The sequence below is a fragment of the Paenibacillus haidiansis genome, from assembly GCF_036553665.1.
GTDB lineage: Bacteria > Bacillota > Bacilli > Paenibacillales > Paenibacillaceae > Fontibacillus > Fontibacillus haidiansis.
Genome location: NZ_JAZHPZ010000005.1, coordinates 211689 through 228448, shown reverse-complemented (window position 1 = coordinate 228448; position 16760 = coordinate 211689). Strand labels below are relative to the sequence as shown.

Sequence of the window (16760 nt, the reverse complement as noted above, 5' to 3'; positions counted from 1 at the left end):
CAACCTCTTTTCTTATTAATATTCCTGTGCCACAGGATTCATGGTGAGACTGATATCGAGATTGCCGTTACGGGTGCGAATGGCATCCAGAAATTCCTTCTGGTTCGTGTCCGGCCCAAGCCTTACCGAATAAACAACCTCGTACAGACTGCCCAGCTCGGTGGTCTTGACTCTTTTCAGCTCGTAATCAACGTCATGGATCCGGAACACCTCGTCAAAAGCTTCTTCGTAGCCCAGATTTTCCGGGATGGTCACCTTCAAGATTTTAAACGAATCTTTTCTCGCGCCGAATTTGATCGCCTTCAGAACATACATGAGTGCGCAAAGAATAACCGTAAACAGCACCGCGTAACCGAAAGCTCCGACACCGGCGGACAGCCCGGCGGCCATCGCGAACAACACGTAGGCGATATCCTTGGAGTCGCCCGGCGCGCTGCGGAACCGGATGATGGAGAACGCGCCCGCCAAGCTGAACGCTCTGGCGATATTGCTGCCGATCAGCATAATGATAATCGCCACGATCGCGGGAAGAATCATCATCGTCAGCGTGAAGCTTGAAGAAAAGGCAGGCTGTGTTTTCATATAGGTGAAGCTTATGATGCCGCCGAGCACAATGGCGATGGCCAGCGTAATGAGGGCGTGCGACAGCGACAAGGCGGTATCGGCAGCGGATGAATTAAAGATGGACTCGATCATAGGACAATTCTCTCCCTTTCAACAACCGGTGCGTTTCGTATCGATTTTTTATACTCATTGCCGTATTTGGAGAAGCTGGTGCGGTACAATTGATGCTCCGACAGCATCCTGGACAACCAGACCGGGATCGTCTTCTCCGCTTTGACCTCCATCAGCCATTGCCCCCGCTTCAATAGCTGCTCGCCGTAGTCGCCCGCCTCCAGTTTAAGATCGTAGCGCCGGGACCGGATGTTGGTATCGAAGGTGATCCGCAAATCCCGGTTGCCCTTGCAAAACAAGGCGATGCGGTCATAGGCCAGGTAAACCATCGGCTGAAGCTCGTACCGGCTGAGGAAATATTCGATTTCTCCGATGACCTGCTTATTCATGCCTTTCCGGTAAGCGGGGGGCGTTCCGGTGCGGACAAACTCATAGGCTTCACCCAGCCTGAGCGAGGTTCTTCTCTTGTTGACCAGGCCGAACACCTTCTTCTTCAGCTCCAGATACACCTTGGCGTCGCCGGCCGGAACGCCGTATGAGCGGATGCGCAGCTTCTCCTTGTATTTCGGCTTGGCCAGGCTGCCCCGGATCAGCGAATGATGCTCCGAATCGTAATACAGGTTGCTGATGGTATAGAACTTGCCGTTCCTGTTGTTCTCGTCCGGTTCCATATATTCCATCAGATCGTTGTAAATCCGGTAGAAAGCCTTGGTATCCATTAAATATTTGTTTTCGTATCGGTTGAACACTTCAATTGCCATTGTTCAAGCTCCTTTCGTTCCTGCAGTGCGGTTCGGCTAGGGATTATTCTCTCGCCCTTCCATGTCTGTATCTTAAAACCCCAACCTTTAACGAAACTTAAACAATCCGATAACAAAAGAGATGATTTCCGGCTTTTTTGTAAAATTACATAACCATAGCTTGGGACATGGATAGCGGGGTGCTATGATTAAGGTTGATTAAAGATTTCCTTCCTATAATGAATTCATAGAGCCGCTTCATCATGAAGAGTGAAGGAGAGTACATCCAATGCGTATATTAATTGTTGAAGATGAAGTCCATCTCGCGGAAGCGTTGACGCAAATTTTGAAGAAAAACAATTACTCCGTCGACACCGTTCACGACGGGCAGACGGGACTCGATAACGCCCTCAGCGGAATTTATGATCTGCTGCTGCTGGACATCATGCTGCCCGGACTGGACGGCATCACGTTGCTAAAGACGATCCGTTCCCAAGGAATTGCAACGCCCGTCATTATGCTGACGGCCAAGGGCGAGGTGGATGACAAAATCGCCGGCCTCGATTACGGCGCCGACGATTATGTCGCCAAGCCGTTCTCGACCGGCGAGTTATTGGCCCGCATCAGGGCCGCTATGCGACGGAAAGGCGAAGTGGTTCCCGAGGACAGCCTGAAGTTCGGCGATATCGAATTGAACACCTCGACATTGAAACTGATTTGCAATGGGAAAGAGCTGAAGCTGATTTTGAAGGAAAGCGAGCTGCTGGAGCTGCTGATCACAAGGAAGCAGGCGGTCACCTCCAAGGAGCAGATTATCGAGAAATTATGGGGCTTCGACTCCGACGCCGAGTATAACAATGTGGAAGTTTATATTTCGTTTCTGCGGAAGAAGCTGACTTTCCTGAACGCCGCCGTCCGGATCAATACGATCCGCGGAGTCGGCTATGTATTGGAGGAGACCTCCTGATGTTTAAAAAGCTGCGTAACCGGTTCTTGCTCATGAACATGGTTATTATTTCCGTCATTATGCTAGTCGCCTTTACGACTACCTATACGATTACGTACCAAAACGTGCACCGCGATATCGACATCAGGCTTCAGCAGGTCGCGGAATCCTACCGCCAAGATGACGGCAAGCACGGGATGGACGGGGGTATGTCGATGTCCATGTCCGCTCAGAAATTGGAGAACGGCAAGCCGTTCCAGCGGGGACGCGGCGGCCAGACTCCTCCTCCCGAGCTGTCCGTTTCGTTTGCGCTGTACACAGACCGGGAATGGAATCTCTTGTCGGCCGATTCCCGCTTCGATATGAATAGTGAATTCTATGAGACGGCCCGGGAAGTGGCCGCGCTTCATCCGGAAAACAGCGGCCCGTTTACGCTCAATGATACAAGCTGGGCCTACCGGGTAGAGCAAAATCCGGAAGGATATACGATCGTTTATCTGGATGTGACGGCCCAACGGAACATCATCTCGAATCTGATTTATACCTTTTCCATTGTTGCCCTGGCTATGTTCGTCGTGATCTATGCGATCAGCCGCTATTTTGCCAACCGTTCCATCGCCCCCGTGAGGGAAGCCTTCGATAAGCAGAAGCGATTCATTGCCGACGCCTCCCATGAGCTGAAAACGCCGCTTGCGGTCATTAATACGAATGCCGACGTACTGCTCGCGAACAGCGAGGACACCATTGCCGCGCAGTCCAAATGGCTGCATCATATCAAATCGGAGACGGAGCGGATGAAGAAGCTCACGAACGACCTGCTCTACCTTACCCAAATGGACGAGGGCCGCGAACATATGATTTACGTTCCGTTCAACCTCAGCGAGGCCGTCGAGAGCATTATTCTGACGATGGAGGCCGTCATTTTCGAGCAGGATATCGCGTTCACTTACGAAATCGAGCCTAATCTGACGCTGACGGGCAGCAGCGAACAGATCAAGCAGGTGGCGATGATTCTGCTGGATAACGCCATCAAATACACCAACCCGAAAGGTTCTATCGATCTATCGCTGAAAAAACAGCACAATCACCTGCTGCTCAAGGTGACAAATACGGGCGAGGGCATCGCGCCCGAGCATCAGGATCACATCTTCGACCGCTTCTACCGGGCCGAGGCCTCCCGCTCGCGCAAGCACGGCGGGTACGGACTGGGCCTGGCGATCGCCAAGTCGATCGTGGAGCAGCATAAGGGGAAAATTTTCGTGAAAAGCGTGCCCAAGGAAAAGACGAGTTTTTACGTGCAATTGGGCTAAATCCGGAGAGATCCCAAGACAAAGAGGCCACCTTAACGGTTGGCCTCTTGTACTGCATATTGCACCATTTCTTTAACGTTCCCCGTCCAGCTCCATCTTCGCGAGCAGGAATCCTCCGATCACTCCCACATCGTCGCCTAATTTGGGAGGAACCAGGTACCGGTCTATGGAAGGAATATCGATGTAGCCCGCGATGAGTTCAAGCAGGATGCCTTTCACCTTGGAGAGCAGCACCGGGCTTTTCATGACGCCCCCGCCCAGCACAATCACTTCGGGGCGCAGGACCATGGAATAGTTATATAAAGCTTGCGCCAAATAATGGGCAAGATAATCCCATACCTCATGATCCTGCCCAAGCTCATAACCCTTCTTCTTGACCCGGGCGTCGATGGACGGCCCTGCAGCCAAGCCTTCCAGGCAATCGCCATGATACGGACATGTACCGGCAAACGGGTCGTCCGGATGTTTGCGCACCTTGATATGGCCCATTTCCGGGTGGCCGAATCCCTCCAGCATGCGCCCGCCTATAACCGCGCCTCCGCCGATACCGGTTCCTACGGTCAGATACAGGACGTTCCGCATTCCCTCGCCCGCGCCCTTTGCGGCTTCGCTAAGGGCCGCGATATTGACGTCCGTATTCCATCCGACGGGAACGCCGTATCGCTGTTTAACCGCTCCCAGCAGATCGAAATTGGCCCAGGCCAGCTTTGGCGTGTTTTTTATATACCCGTATGTTGGAGAATCGCGGTTGATATCGATCGGACCAAAAGAGCCGATTCCGATTGCCTTCAATTCGTAGCGGTCAAAAAATTCGAATACCTGAGTCAGCGTCTCCTCCGGCGTCGTTGTCGGAAACGCGATGCGATCGAGCACTTCAAAAGCTTCATTCCCCACCGCGCATACAAACTTTGTGCCCCCAGCTTCTATTGCACCATACAAACTTACGTCACCTCCGTAACTAGCGGTTACTCTCCGCTCGTCAGAATCTGAACCAGGCCTTGTTTGGAGTCAATGTTCTTCTCCATAGCGTCGGCTTGTTTCTCCCAGTCGTCAAACTTCCCGTAAGCCGAATAAATGGTCGAACCCGTCGGCAGCTCGGGATGCTCGTTCTCTCCGTTCGTGCCCCAGTTGACCCAGCCCGAATCATTTCTTTGCACGATTTGGTATCTCGACACGACTTCGCTCGTATACCAAACCATCGCATAACCGGTTTGCTCGTTAAGCTCCGCCGTTTTGTTGGCGCTCATCGGGAAAATGGTTTGTTCCGGCGCGCCGTTCACGTCCACAAACTTATCATACAGCACCTGCTCGTTTCGTTCACTCAAATGAACCTGCCGGTGCGATTCCGGGATGATTTCGGAAATATGCGCCCTGATCTCATCCGCATCGAGGATGCCTTCCTGTACGCAGAACAGTCTCCAGAAAAAGTCCCAGGAAACCTTATTGATATCGTCCCCGATGCTCTCTTTATATTTCTTCAGGTTGTCGCTGGCGTGTTCGTCCGCATGCTCAAGCAGCCGATGAACCCCTGCGGACAAGATGTTCGCGTATAAATCCCCTTCCCTATAGTACGTCCCTCCATAGGATGCAAAAGAGGTAAACACCCGGTCTCCTTTCCCGCTTTCAAATTCATCGCCAACCGTGATTTTATTCACAACCGGAATACCGTCGACCGTGGTGGAGAAATCATCCACGTCATATTTTCTTCTGAACCAAGGCGAGTTATGGAAAAACTCCCAAGTGATCGAAAACTTCTTGCCCTTCAGGTTCTCGTCGAGTCCATCCGGCACTGTGCCGTTCATGCGGTACCGGCAATAGATCGGGCCTTCCTCTTCCGCTACGCACTCCACTTTGGTGTGCTCCGGAGGGTTGATTAATCCGTTTTTCGGCGTAAAGAACGGGCCGTAGAAGCCGCCGATCGCGTTGGAATAATCCTTAATCAGATTTTTCTTCTCTTCCTTGGCTTCGAAATACCGGATGCCCCATTTTCCGTAAGAAGTGCCGTCCGCCGTTCCCGAACACAGCTCCAGGATGTAGTGGCCCGTATCCAGTCTCCGGAAGCCGTCGGCTTGTACCGGCTCCAGCTTGCGAATCCCCACATACTCCGCTTGCGGAAGCAGCGGCTTGTCGTTCGCGTACAGCCAGTACGAGACCACCAGTTGATCCATGCTTACTACGTATACAATAGAAGCTTCTTGAATATAATCCCCTTCGAAAACCGGATCTATAATTTGGAACGGAACCTTTTGGTCATTATTATCATAGAGCTCCAGGCCGTCTTTATGGACCTCCAGGCCGGAGAAATTCAATTTGGTGATAACCGGTTCATTCCTCCTAGTCAAATGATCGGGATTGTTCAGCATAATCTGGAATTTATATTTAAAGCCTTGTTTTTCTTTTTCCAAAAGTTCCAACCTCTTTTCATTTTTAATAGCTTGCGTGGTGTAATGAATCCTTAGTTATTTAGCTAGTTTAAAAGAAAAGGGGAGCTTCTTTCCCTTCTGGGCGTCGATAAGAACGGCGATCAAAATGATCAAACCTTTGACCAGCAGCTGCCAGAACGAGCTGACGCCCATCAGGTTCAAGCCGTTGCTGACGATCCCGATGATCAGCACGCCAAAGATCGTACCGCTGATCCGGCCCCGGCCGCCGGCCATGGAAACACCGCCGAGTACGCAGGCCGCGATCGCGTCCATTTCATATCCCGAGCCGACCGAAGGCTGTCCCGAATACATCCGAGCGGAGAGTACGACGCCGGCCAGTGCGGCCAGCAAGCCGGAGATCGTATATACGGCGATCTCTACCTTTTTGCTCGGCACGCCGGACAGACGGGCAGCCTCTCTGTTGCCGCCGATCGCATAAATATTGGTGCCGAATCTCGTTTTATTGAGTAATACCATAAAGATAATGATCAGAATAATCATATAAAGAACGGGCAAAGGGAGAAATCCGAAGAGCTTTCCCGTACCGATTAAGGTATAGGTGTCGTTTGTAATCCGGGCCGAACGGCCGCCGCTGTAGATATAAGCGATCCCTTGAGCGATATTCATCGTTGCCAGCGTTACGATAAATGCCGGCAGTTTGAATTGTGCGATGATTATGCCGTTAAAAAACCCAAGCAGAACGCCGATCAAAACGCCGAGCGCAATCGCAACCGGGATGGAAATGCCGTTATTCACGATGAAGCCTACGGTCAGTGTCCCCGAGACGGCTACGATGGCGCCTACGGATAGGTCAATCCCGCCCAGAATCATAATCAGCGTCATACCGAGCGCCAGGAACACGTTATTGGATACTTGGCGCAATACGGAAATGAGATTGTCCGTCGTTAAGAATACGGGCGAAGTAATCGACAAAATCACGCACATAATCAGCAAAACAAAGATAATTCCTATATTGTTCTTTAACATGGATGTAAAGGCGTTATTCGCTTTTACTTTCATAGGTTCCTTAACCTCCTGTCGCAAAGCGCATGATGTTTTCTTGGGATGCTTCGGATTGTTCCAACTGCGCCGCCAGTCTGCCGTTTCTCATGACGCAAACCGAATCGCACATATTGATGATTTCCGGAAGATCCGAAGATACCATGATGATGGCCAAGCCTTCATTGGCAAGCTGGTTGATAATGGCGTAAATCTCGGCTCTGGCTCCGACGTCAACGCCCCGCGTAGGTTCATCCAGGATCAGGAGTTTCGGCTTGATCGCCAGCCATTTGGCGATTACCACCTTTTGCTGATTACCCCCGGACAAGCTGGACACTTCGATATGGGGCGAAGCGGTCTTTATATTTAGAGCGCTGATATATCTGGAAATCTCATTCGCGCGCTTCTTTTCGCTGACGATAACGCTGTTTTGCATCAGATTTTTCAAATTGGACAACGTGATGTTGAACCCGACCGAATTATCCAGGACCAAGCCTTGGCCTTTCCGGTCTTCCGGTACCATCGCAATTCCCTTGGCAATCGCTTGACCGCAGTTTTTAAATTGCACTTGTTCTCCATTTAAATGGATGCTTCCTTGATCATGACGGTAGGCCCCGAAGATGGTCTGCATTAATTCGCTTCTTCCCGCGCCCACCAGACCGGAGAAACCGACAATTTCACCTTTGCGCACCCGGAAGGAAACGTCCTCGAAGACACCCTTCCTGGACAGGTTCTCTACACGCAGAACCTCTTCTTCCTGAACCGAATACGTTCGGGTGTAGAAGCTTTCCAGCTCCCGTCCCACCATCATGGCCACCAGGTCCTCGGGATTGGTATCGCTCGTCTGCTTCGTTCCGACGTAGCTGCCGTCCCGGATTACCGTGATGCGGTCGGACATTTTAAACAATTCTTCGAGGCGATGGGAGATATAGATCATCCCCACCTTCTGCTGTCTCAATTTCTCCATAAGAATAAAGAGGTTGTTCACTTCTTCATCCGACAGCGAGGAAGTGGGCTCGTCCAAGACAAGGATTTTGACATTGAAAGAGACCGCCTTGACGATTTCCACGAGCTGCTGCTGCGCTACCGTCAGTTCCCCCACCAGCGTATCCACGGGAATGTTTAAACCCAGCTGTTCAAGCATCTGCTTGGCTTGAGCGTTAATTTTCCGCTTGTCCTTAAACCCCCACTTGGTCACCGGTTCTCTACCGAGAAAAATATTATCGGCAACACTAAGGTCGGGGACCAGAACGATTTCCTGATGAATGATTCCGATTCCGTAAGCGCGGGCGCTTTGCACACTATCTATATCCGCATGATTTCCGTCTATTAAAATTTGGCCTTGATCCGGTTTGTGGATTCCGCCCAAAATTTTGATCAAGGTTGATTTACCGGCACCATTCTCGCCGAGCAGAGCATGAATCTCTCCCGCCTTAAGCTCAAAATTGATTCCTTTTAAAGCGTGGGTAGCTCCAAAGCTCTTGGCGATACCGTGCATTTCCAGGACATTTCCCGCCATTGGCCGTTTCACCCCCAAATTGAGATAAAAAGATTAGAATGCAAGGGGCACTTGCATTCTAATCGACTTCCTATTGCTTATTGCCATTGCCCTTTCGTTTCTTCCGCCATTTCCTTTGTCACTACGTGCGAAGGGAGCAGCACTTCTTTTTCGACTTCCTTGCCTTCCAGGTAATCTACAGCCATATTGAAGGAGGTTTCGGCGATTTGAATAGGCACTTGAGCGGAAACTGCCGTAAAGGAGCCGTCCAGCAAGGCTTCCTTGCCATCCGGGGAAGCATCGATGGAATATACGGCGATATCTTCTTTACCGCTTGCGGAAATGGCCGCAGCCACACCTAATGCCGAAGGGTCATTGATTGCGAAGAATGCGTCCAAATCCGCATTGGCCTGAATAATATCCTCGGCGATCGGCAGGGAGGCATCCAACGAGGCCTTACCGTCTTGCTGCGCAACGATTTCAAATTTTGAAGCGCTATCACCCAAGCCGTCCATAAAGCCATTTACACGAAGAACGCAGCTCTCGTTGGACGGGAAATCCAAAATGGCAATTTTGCCGCCATCCGGGAAGTCCTTCACCATCTGTTCTCCCATTAACTTACCTGCCATATAGGCATCGGTAGCGATAATGCTTTGCACCAGATCGCGGTCCTCCTCAATCACGGCCGTATCGACATTGAAGATCGGAATTCCTTTATCGTGAATGGTTTCCAGCCCTTGACGAATCCCCGCGGAATCGACCGGAATAACAAACACGGCATCAAAACCTTGGTTTGCGGCATCCGACATTTGGTTAATTTGCTTGTTCAGATCATAATCCGGATCCAGCATCGTGTATTTAAATCCCTTTTCCTCAGCCAGCTTTTCGAAAGTATCATTCATTGCGGTTTGGAACGTATTATTCTGGGTGTTTGTCAAAAAAGCAAAGCTATACGTGTCCTCGCCGCCCGCATTATTCGTGACTTCGGCGGTTTGACCATTACTACATGCAGACAACGCGATGACGGAAAGCGCTAACAAGGATGCCTTCAAAAAATTTTTCTTCACAATAAACCAACCCCCCAAGGTGTATTGAACTAGAACGTCTACGGTTTAGTTTCTGTGCGCACAGTTCAGAATCTGTTAAACCGCTTGCAAATTCTTTACGTAAAATTTAACACGTCCTCCTGTGCATGTCAATAATTTAGTTAAAAAAATATAATGAAAATATCTTAATTTTATTAATTTACGTAAATTTGTTTAAAATGAGCTCTTCGATTTCCGGCGGAGCCGGTTCAAGAATGATATCCTTCCACGATTTCAGTAAATTTTTCGATTGCACAATATAAGGCGGCACTCCGATATACTTGTGCTCATCATGTCCGAGCAGCGCTTTGGCGGTAGCCAGTCCCACGGCAATGCCTTGTTGGTATGGTCTTTGGGAGGAAAGCCCCTTCACCATTTCTTCGTTTGCCAAATACGTGGCGATTTCAAGATCCAAATCGGAGGTGAAGATCGCCACATCTTCTCTCTTAAGCTCTTTAAGCGCCTTGATAGCCTCCAGCGCAGGCCGGTCCCAAGATATATACAAGCCTTGGATTTCCGGATGATCGGTCATCATTTTTTTGCAAACCTCATACGTATTCTCGATCCGGTAAAAATACTTCTCATCCACAATCCGGATATTGTTAAAACTGCTGCGGATAATGTCGCTGGCTACGGCATCTCTGAGATGGGTACCATAGAAAGGAGCGCCATGACCGATAAACCCGATTTTTACATCGCGTTTGTTCTTAAAATAATCGCCCAAAAGCAGGGCCATGTTTTGGCCGTTTTCTCTTTCATTTACGGAAACACAAGAAGAATATTGGTCTTTCGTCATGCCTTCGGGAACACTGCTCATGAAGATGAGCTTCGTTTCCTCTGAAATCGACTGGAATTTCTTCGCCGTGATTTCGTCATCGACGGGAATCGCAATGATCGCATCCGGCTTCTGCATCCGCAGACCTTCCAATTGTGTCACTTGAAGCAAAGGGTCAAAATCGGCATTCGTAATCGAAACGATGGAAATGCCGTGCTTCTCCAAAATATTGCGAATTCCGTTTTCGTAAAGTCTTGTCCACGCGGTACCGCCATAGTGGAAAGAGATGCCGACCTTGTAGCCGCCGGTCATCAATTGTTGGGTCTCCTCTTTGGTCAATGTCAGTTCCTCCGGCGTGACCGGTTTTTCGCCGAACGGCCCCTTGCCGATGACCTGCGTAGATTTTTGCACGGAAAACTGCAGCGGAATCTTTATCACCGCGCTTGAATCATCGTATTTTTCCAATTTTCCGAGAACGATGTCCACGGCTTGCTTGGCCATTTCCTCCGTGTCCTGCTTCAAGATGGTTAATGGAGGATTGATGATTTCCGACCACTCTTCGTCACCGAAGCCGATTACGGAAACATCCGTCGGACACTCAAGGCCCAATTTGTTGATCACTTTCAGCAGATTAAGGGTCATTCGATTCCCCGTAGCCACAAAAGCCGGCTTCTCGTGATTGACCCAGACGGTCTTGATTTTCCGTTCGAAATCCTCGATATTGTCCGGATCGACTTCAACCAGCAGATCGTTGCTGAATGGAATTTTGTAGGAATCCAGCGCTTCCTTGTACCCCTCTACCCGATCCTCCGACGTGGAGTATTGCCCTTGTTCAATAATCAAAGCAATTTGCTCATGCCCTGATTTCAACAGATGGGTACAGCCTTTAAAGATCCCGCCTTTGCTGTCCGGAATGACGGAATCCACTCCTTTGACCCTGACCGTACGGTCCAGGAACACAAACGGAATTTGCTGCTGAACAAGCTTGCCGAATTGCTTGGCTTCTTTACTGGCCGGCACGATAATAGCTCCGGCAATTCTTTTGTTATTAAGAATGTTCGTTATAACAGTCTTTTCCTGCGTAATATCATCATTATGGAAATATACCGTTAAGTTGTAGCCGTTCTCAGCAATTTGCGAAGAAATATGGGACGTTAATTTCGCGTACAGTGTTCCCTCCAAACGCGGAAGAACCAAGGCGATTTCGGACTGCTTGCCTATTTTGAAATGATTGTCCGCTTCTTTTATTTTCTTGTCGTAACCGAGATCCTTCATCACCGCTTCAACCTTGTCAACAAGCTCCGGGCTAACATATCTCGTTTTATTTATAACATGAGAAACCGTGGCGATAGAAACCCCCGATTGCTTAGCTATTTCCTTGATCGTTGCCAATTGTATCACCCACCTGAAATTTACGTAAATTTTACTGAAATTGTAGCATTTAATCTTAAGAGGGTCAATAAAAACCCGCTTTATAGTCTGGAAAATATCAAATTTAAATTGTTTTTACGTATATTTTTCCTATAAACGCTATAAATAGTGGAATGAGTGTGGAGTACACTAACTTTAATATTCAGCTATTCTAATATCAAATTAAGGATTATGACCGTTCATTTGGGCAATACCTAAGTTGGGAGCTGATGACGGCGGCGGTAACCAACATTTCAAGAAAGAGGTAGTGCATGATGTCAGCAATAATAGGATTCCCGCAAAACTTCCTATGGGGCGGGGCTACGGCCGCCAATCAGCTGGAAGGCGCATATAACGAAGGCGGCAAAGGCTTGTCCAGTGCGGATATGGTCGTTTATGTTCCCAAAGAGAAACGGACGGAAGGCCATGCCATAGAAATTACCTCGCGGCAAATCGAGAAGATTCTGGCCGGTGAGCTGGATCACGAACGTTTCCCGAAACGTTACGGCATCGACTTTTATCACCGCTATAAAGAAGACATCGCCTTGTTTGCCGAATTGGGCTTCAAGGTATTCCGCCTGTCGATCAACTGGGCGCGGATCTTCCCGAACGGCGATGACGCGCTGCCGAATGAAGCGGGCTTGCAATTTTACGACCATGTGTTTGATGAGCTGCATAAATACGGGATCGAGCCGCTGGTGACGCTCTCCCACTATGAAACCCCGCTCGGTCTGACGCATAAATATAACGGCTGGGCCGGCCGCGAGGCGATCGGCCATTTTACCCGTTACGCCGAAACGGTATTTACCCGATACAAGAACAAAGTGAAGTACTGGATTACGTTCAACGAGATTAATATGATGACCGTCAGCCCGTTTACCGCGGGAGGCGTTGTGATCGACCGGGCGGACAATAAGCTCCAGACGATTTATCAGGCGCTCCACCATCAATTTGTGGCCAGCTCGCTGGCCACAAAGCTGTGCCATGCCATCATCCCCGGAGCCAAAATCGGCTGCATGCTGGCCAGATTGGAAAGCTATCCGGCGACTTGCAGCCCCAAGGACGTATTGAAGGCTTTACATGAGAACCAGTTGAACTTGTTCTTTACGGATGTACAGGCCCGCGGTGAATATCCGGGTTATATGGAACGTTATTTTGCCGAGAACGATATCGTTGTTCGCAAAGAAACCGGAGACGACGAAATTCTTAAAGCGCACACGGTCGATTTCATCTCCTTCAGCTATTACATGTCCTTGACCATCTCCGCCGATCCGAATGGGGAAAAGGCGGAAGGCAACTTATTTGGCGGCGTGAAAAACCCTTATCTGGAAACCTCAGACTGGGGCTGGCAGATCGATCCGACCGGCCTGCGCATTACGCTTAACCATTTCTATGACCGTTACCACAAGCCGCTATTTATCGTGGAAAACGGTCTTGGCGCCTATGATAAAGTCGAAGAAGACGGTTCCGTCCATGACGGATACCGGATCGACTATTTGCGCCGGCACATCGAGCAGATGAAAGAAACGATCGCCGACGGCGTGGATTTGATCGGATATACGAGCTGGGGGCCGATCGACCTCATCAGCATGTCAACCTCCGAAATGTCCAAGCGCTACGGATTTATCTATGTCGACCAGGACGATGAAGGCAACGGGACGCTGAAACGGAGCAAGAAGGATTCCTTTGAATGGTATAAGCGGGTCATCGCCACCAACGGCGAAGAACTGTAAGGCCCGTCATTTTACGCGTAATATATGTGCCTTTATACAGAAGGAAATAGCCGCGTAGCAGTAGAATCAATATATAACTGAGCTACCCTTCTGAAAGGTGGAGAACCATGATTTTATCCAGCATCTTGAGCGACGGCATGGTACTGCAAAGAAACGAAAAAGTCGGCATCTGGGGTAAAGCCGGGGCCGATCAAGCCGTGCAGATTAGTTTTAACGAAAAAAAATACGATACGTCAGCCGATTCCGCCGGGGACTGGCGGATCCATTTGGACGAGACGGAGCCGGGCGGCCCGTTTGAGATGACGATCTCGGCCGGCGGCGAGGTAATTGTCATCCGGGATATTCTCGTCGGCGACGTATGGGTGCTTGGCGGCCAGTCCAATATGGAATTGCCGGTCCGCCGAACCCTCGATCTGCTGGCGGATGAGGTGAAGGACGTCCATTTCCCATGGATTCGCCAGTTCTCGATGCCGATAAGCTACAATTTTCACGCTCCGCAAAGCGAGCTGCCGGGAGGCGGATGGATCGCCGCCACTCCTGGGGATGTGCTGAACTTTAGCGCCGCCGGTTTCTTTTTTGCCAAGGAAATCCACGAAAAATACCGGGTCCCTGTCGGTTTGATTCTAACCGCGGTAGGCGGAACGCCGATCGAGGCCTGGATCAGCGAAGGGACGATCCGGCGCATCGGCGGATACGATGACGTTCTGGAGCAATGCAAAGATGATCATTATGTAACCGCTACCAAGAGGGCGGACGAAGAGCGGGGCAACGCCTGGTATGCCCGTCTGAATAACACCGACCTTGGTTTAAAAGAAGGCTGGTATAACGAATCGTGGGATACCGCGGATTGGCAAGACTTCGAGCTTCCGGGCTCGTGGGCGGGCGGCGAGCTTGAGCACGTCCGGGGCAGTGTCTGGTTCCGCAAGGAAATCAATCTGCCCGAGTCCATGACTCTAGGCGAAGCCCGGTTAAAGCTGGGGACGGTCGTAGATGCGGATGATACTTATATTAACGGGGTTTGCATCGGCAATACCGGTTATATGTATCCGCCAAGACGCTACCCGATTCCCACAGGCCTATTAAAGCCCGGCAAAAATACAATTGCCGTGCGCGTCATCAGCACCCACAACACAGGGGCCTTCGTGAAGGATATGCCTTACCGACTGCTGGCCGGCGGACAGGAAATGGACCTCAGCGGCGTGTGGAAATACCGGGTCGGCGCCGTTACCGCAGCTATGCAGCAGCAGACCTTTTTTCAATATAAGCCGACCGGAGTATATAACTCTATGATCTCGCCTCTGCGGAATTATCGGATCAAAGGGGCGTTATGGTACCAAGGCGAGTCCAATACGGATCGCCCTGCCGGATACAGCAAGCTGTTCGAGGCGTTGGTTGCGGATTGGCGCAGCCAGTGGGGGATCGGGGAATTCCCGTTCATCTTTACGCAGCTCGCCAATTTGGGGGAAGAGGACGACTCTCAAACCAATTGGGCCGAGCTTCGCGAGGAACAACGCAAAGGGCTGCTGATTCCGGGCACCGCGATGGCCGTTACATTGGATGTCGGCGAATATAACGACCTGCATCCGCAGGACAAGAAAACGGTCGGCCAGCGCTTAGCGCTAGGCGCCCGCAAATTGGCTTATGGCGAGGATAATCTGGTCCACAGCGGCCCGATGTTCAAGGAGATGGAGCTTGCCGGGGATGGCGTACGCTTGCGCTTCGACCACACCGGAAGCGGGCTGGTCGCCAAGGGCGGCGGCGAGCTTAGAGGGTTCACGGTCTGCGGGCCGGACGGCGTGTTCGTTCCGGCGCAAGCCGCCATTTCCGGCGACACCGTCATTGTTACGCACGACCACATCCAGCAGCCCGTCCATGTCCGGTACGCTTGGGCCAACAATCCCGCGCAGGCGAATCTGTACAATCAGGAAGGCCTTCCGGCCTCGCCGTTTAGCACAGGCAAATAACAAAGGTTAAGCCTGGGGAAGATCCGTTCTCTTCTCCAGGCTTTAAAATTTTTATAAAGACATAAAGATTTGCTTCTTCAGCTCCCGGTTTCGCTCGATAAACATATCGTTGTGCGAAGACACCATTCCGTAAGCTTCGGCCTCCGGCGTAATATATTGCTTGGCCCGGTTTACGGCATTCGCCGCGTCCTGGAATGCTCCCGCGATGAGATGGAGCTTGCCTTCATGGGCCAGAATATCGCCCGCGGCATAGATCCCCGCGACCGAAGTCTCGCTCAACGGAGTTCCTTCGATACCGTATTCATTTTTCATCGCGATTTTCACTTCGCTGTTCTCCAGTAAATCCTTATCCAGGTCATACCCGTGACTGACGACAACCTCATCGACCTCCAGCTGGACCGTGGAACCGTCCTCGTTGTTTTTCAGAAGCACGCTATGGATCGCCTCCCGGTCCGGTGCCCCGATCAGCTTCTCAATCGATGTATTCAGCAGGCATGCCACATGGCTCTTCATCAGCTTCGACACTTCCGCTTCATGGCCTTTCAGCACTTCCTTGCGGTAAGTCAAATACACCTTCTTGGCGATCGGGGCAAGCTCATTCGCCCAATCGATCGCCGTGTTGCCTCCGCCGGAGATCAGCACCGTCTTGTCTTTAAAACGGCCGATCGATTTGACCGTATAGTGCAAATTGCTCACTTCAAATCGTTCGGCTCCCTCGATGTCGAGCTTCGTCGGATTGAAAATGCCGCCGCCAATGGCAAGAATGACCGTTTTGGAATAATGCTCGACCCCCGACGCCGTATGCAAAGTAAATATGCGATCCTCCCCGCGCGTAATGGAGGTAACCTTCTCTCCAAGGACGACTTCGGGGTGGAAGGTCCGTCCCTGCTCGATCAGCTGCCGCATCAGCTGTTCCCCGGTCACCGGCGTCAGGCCGCCGACATCCCAGATCATTTTTTCCGGATAAACATTGACTTTGCCGCCCAGAAAAGGCTGGAACTCGATCAGTTTCGTTCTCATTTCACGCAAGCCGCTATAAAAAGCGGAATACAGTCCCGCGGGTCCTCCGCCGATGATGGTAACGTCGAATATGCTTTGTTCCATGGTCATTCTCTCCTTCATTCCATATTCGATTCCGGCAGCATAGCCGGCCAGATTTTCGGGCTCCAGCGCCAGCGTACCCAAATCTTTCATGTTACTGA

General features: G+C 50.7%; 13 protein-coding genes. 4 read left to right on the top strand and 9 right to left on the bottom strand.

Annotation, left to right across the window (positions count from 1 at the left end; all coding sequences use genetic code 11):
- Positions 1-15: 15 nt before the first annotated feature.
- Together V3851_RS12615 and V3851_RS12610 are read right to left on the bottom strand one after the other, a co-directional pair.
- Positions 16-696: a DUF4956 domain-containing protein gene (locus V3851_RS12615; protein ID WP_331846889.1), complete on the bottom strand. Its 681-nt coding sequence runs from the start codon at positions 694-696 to the stop codon at positions 16-18.
- On the bottom strand, positions 693-1436 hold the full coding sequence (locus tag V3851_RS12610) for a polyphosphate polymerase domain-containing protein (protein ID WP_331846888.1): 744 nt from the start codon (positions 1434-1436) through the stop codon (positions 693-695). The genes V3851_RS12615 and V3851_RS12610 overlap by 4 nt, the downstream gene beginning before the upstream one ends.
- Positions 1437-1704: 268 nt before the next feature.
- On the opposite strand from V3851_RS12610, the gene V3851_RS12605 reads away from it, so the two are divergent.
- Positions 1705-2382: a response regulator transcription factor gene (locus V3851_RS12605; protein ID WP_331846887.1), complete on the top strand. Its 678-nt coding sequence runs from the start codon at positions 1705-1707 to the stop codon at positions 2380-2382.
- A complete protein-coding gene (locus V3851_RS12600; protein ID WP_331846886.1) occupies positions 2382-3671 on the top strand; it encodes a sensor histidine kinase in 1290 nt (429 codons plus the stop codon). Before V3851_RS12605 ends, V3851_RS12600 begins: the two co-directional genes overlap by 1 nt.
- A 72-nt stretch (positions 3672-3743) precedes the next feature.
- Here the strand turns inward: V3851_RS12600 and V3851_RS12595 are convergent, their stop codons facing one another.
- The 6 genes from V3851_RS12595 to V3851_RS12570 form a co-directional block, all read right to left on the bottom strand.
- On the bottom strand, positions 3744-4610 hold the full coding sequence (locus tag V3851_RS12595; RefSeq protein ID WP_331846885.1) for an ROK family protein: 867 nt from the start codon (positions 4608-4610) through the stop codon (positions 3744-3746).
- Positions 4611-4636: 26 nt separating this feature from the next.
- Positions 4637-6076, bottom strand: a complete 1440-nt coding sequence (locus V3851_RS12590; RefSeq protein ID WP_331846884.1) for a hypothetical protein — start codon at positions 6074-6076, stop codon at positions 4637-4639.
- 54 nt (positions 6077-6130) lie between these two features.
- Entirely contained in the window at positions 6131-7114 is a 984-nt protein-coding gene (locus V3851_RS12585; RefSeq protein WP_331846883.1) for an ABC transporter permease, read from the bottom strand.
- A gap of 7 nt (positions 7115-7121) precedes the next feature.
- Positions 7122-8612: a sugar ABC transporter ATP-binding protein gene (locus V3851_RS12580; RefSeq protein WP_331846882.1), complete on the bottom strand. Its 1491-nt coding sequence runs from the start codon at positions 8610-8612 to the stop codon at positions 7122-7124.
- A gap of 77 nt (positions 8613-8689) precedes the next feature.
- A complete protein-coding gene (locus tag V3851_RS12575) occupies positions 8690-9658 on the bottom strand; it encodes a sugar ABC transporter substrate-binding protein (protein ID WP_331846881.1) in 969 nt (322 codons plus the stop codon).
- 178 nt (positions 9659-9836) lie between these two features.
- Positions 9837-11852: a LacI family DNA-binding transcriptional regulator gene (locus tag V3851_RS12570; RefSeq protein ID WP_331846880.1), complete on the bottom strand. Its 2016-nt coding sequence runs from the start codon at positions 11850-11852 to the stop codon at positions 9837-9839.
- A 281-nt stretch (positions 11853-12133) separates the two neighbouring features.
- Here V3851_RS12570 and V3851_RS12565 point away from each other — a divergent pair, with 281 nt between their 5' ends.
- Together V3851_RS12565 and V3851_RS12560 are read left to right on the top strand one after the other, a co-directional pair.
- Entirely contained in the window at positions 12134-13594 is a 1461-nt protein-coding gene (locus V3851_RS12565) for a glycoside hydrolase family 1 protein (protein WP_331846879.1), read from the top strand.
- A 107-nt stretch (positions 13595-13701) separates the two neighbouring features.
- Positions 13702-15558 (top strand): sialate O-acetylesterase, encoded by a 1857-nt coding sequence (locus V3851_RS12560; RefSeq protein WP_331846878.1) that lies wholly within the window; start codon positions 13702-13704, stop codon positions 15556-15558.
- A 51-nt stretch (positions 15559-15609) separates the two neighbouring features.
- Here the strand turns inward: V3851_RS12560 and V3851_RS12555 are convergent, their stop codons facing one another.
- Positions 15610-16662, bottom strand: a complete 1053-nt coding sequence (locus V3851_RS12555) for an NAD(P)/FAD-dependent oxidoreductase (protein WP_331847060.1) — start codon at positions 16660-16662, stop codon at positions 15610-15612.
- Between the last annotated feature and the right edge of the window lie 98 nt (positions 16663-16760).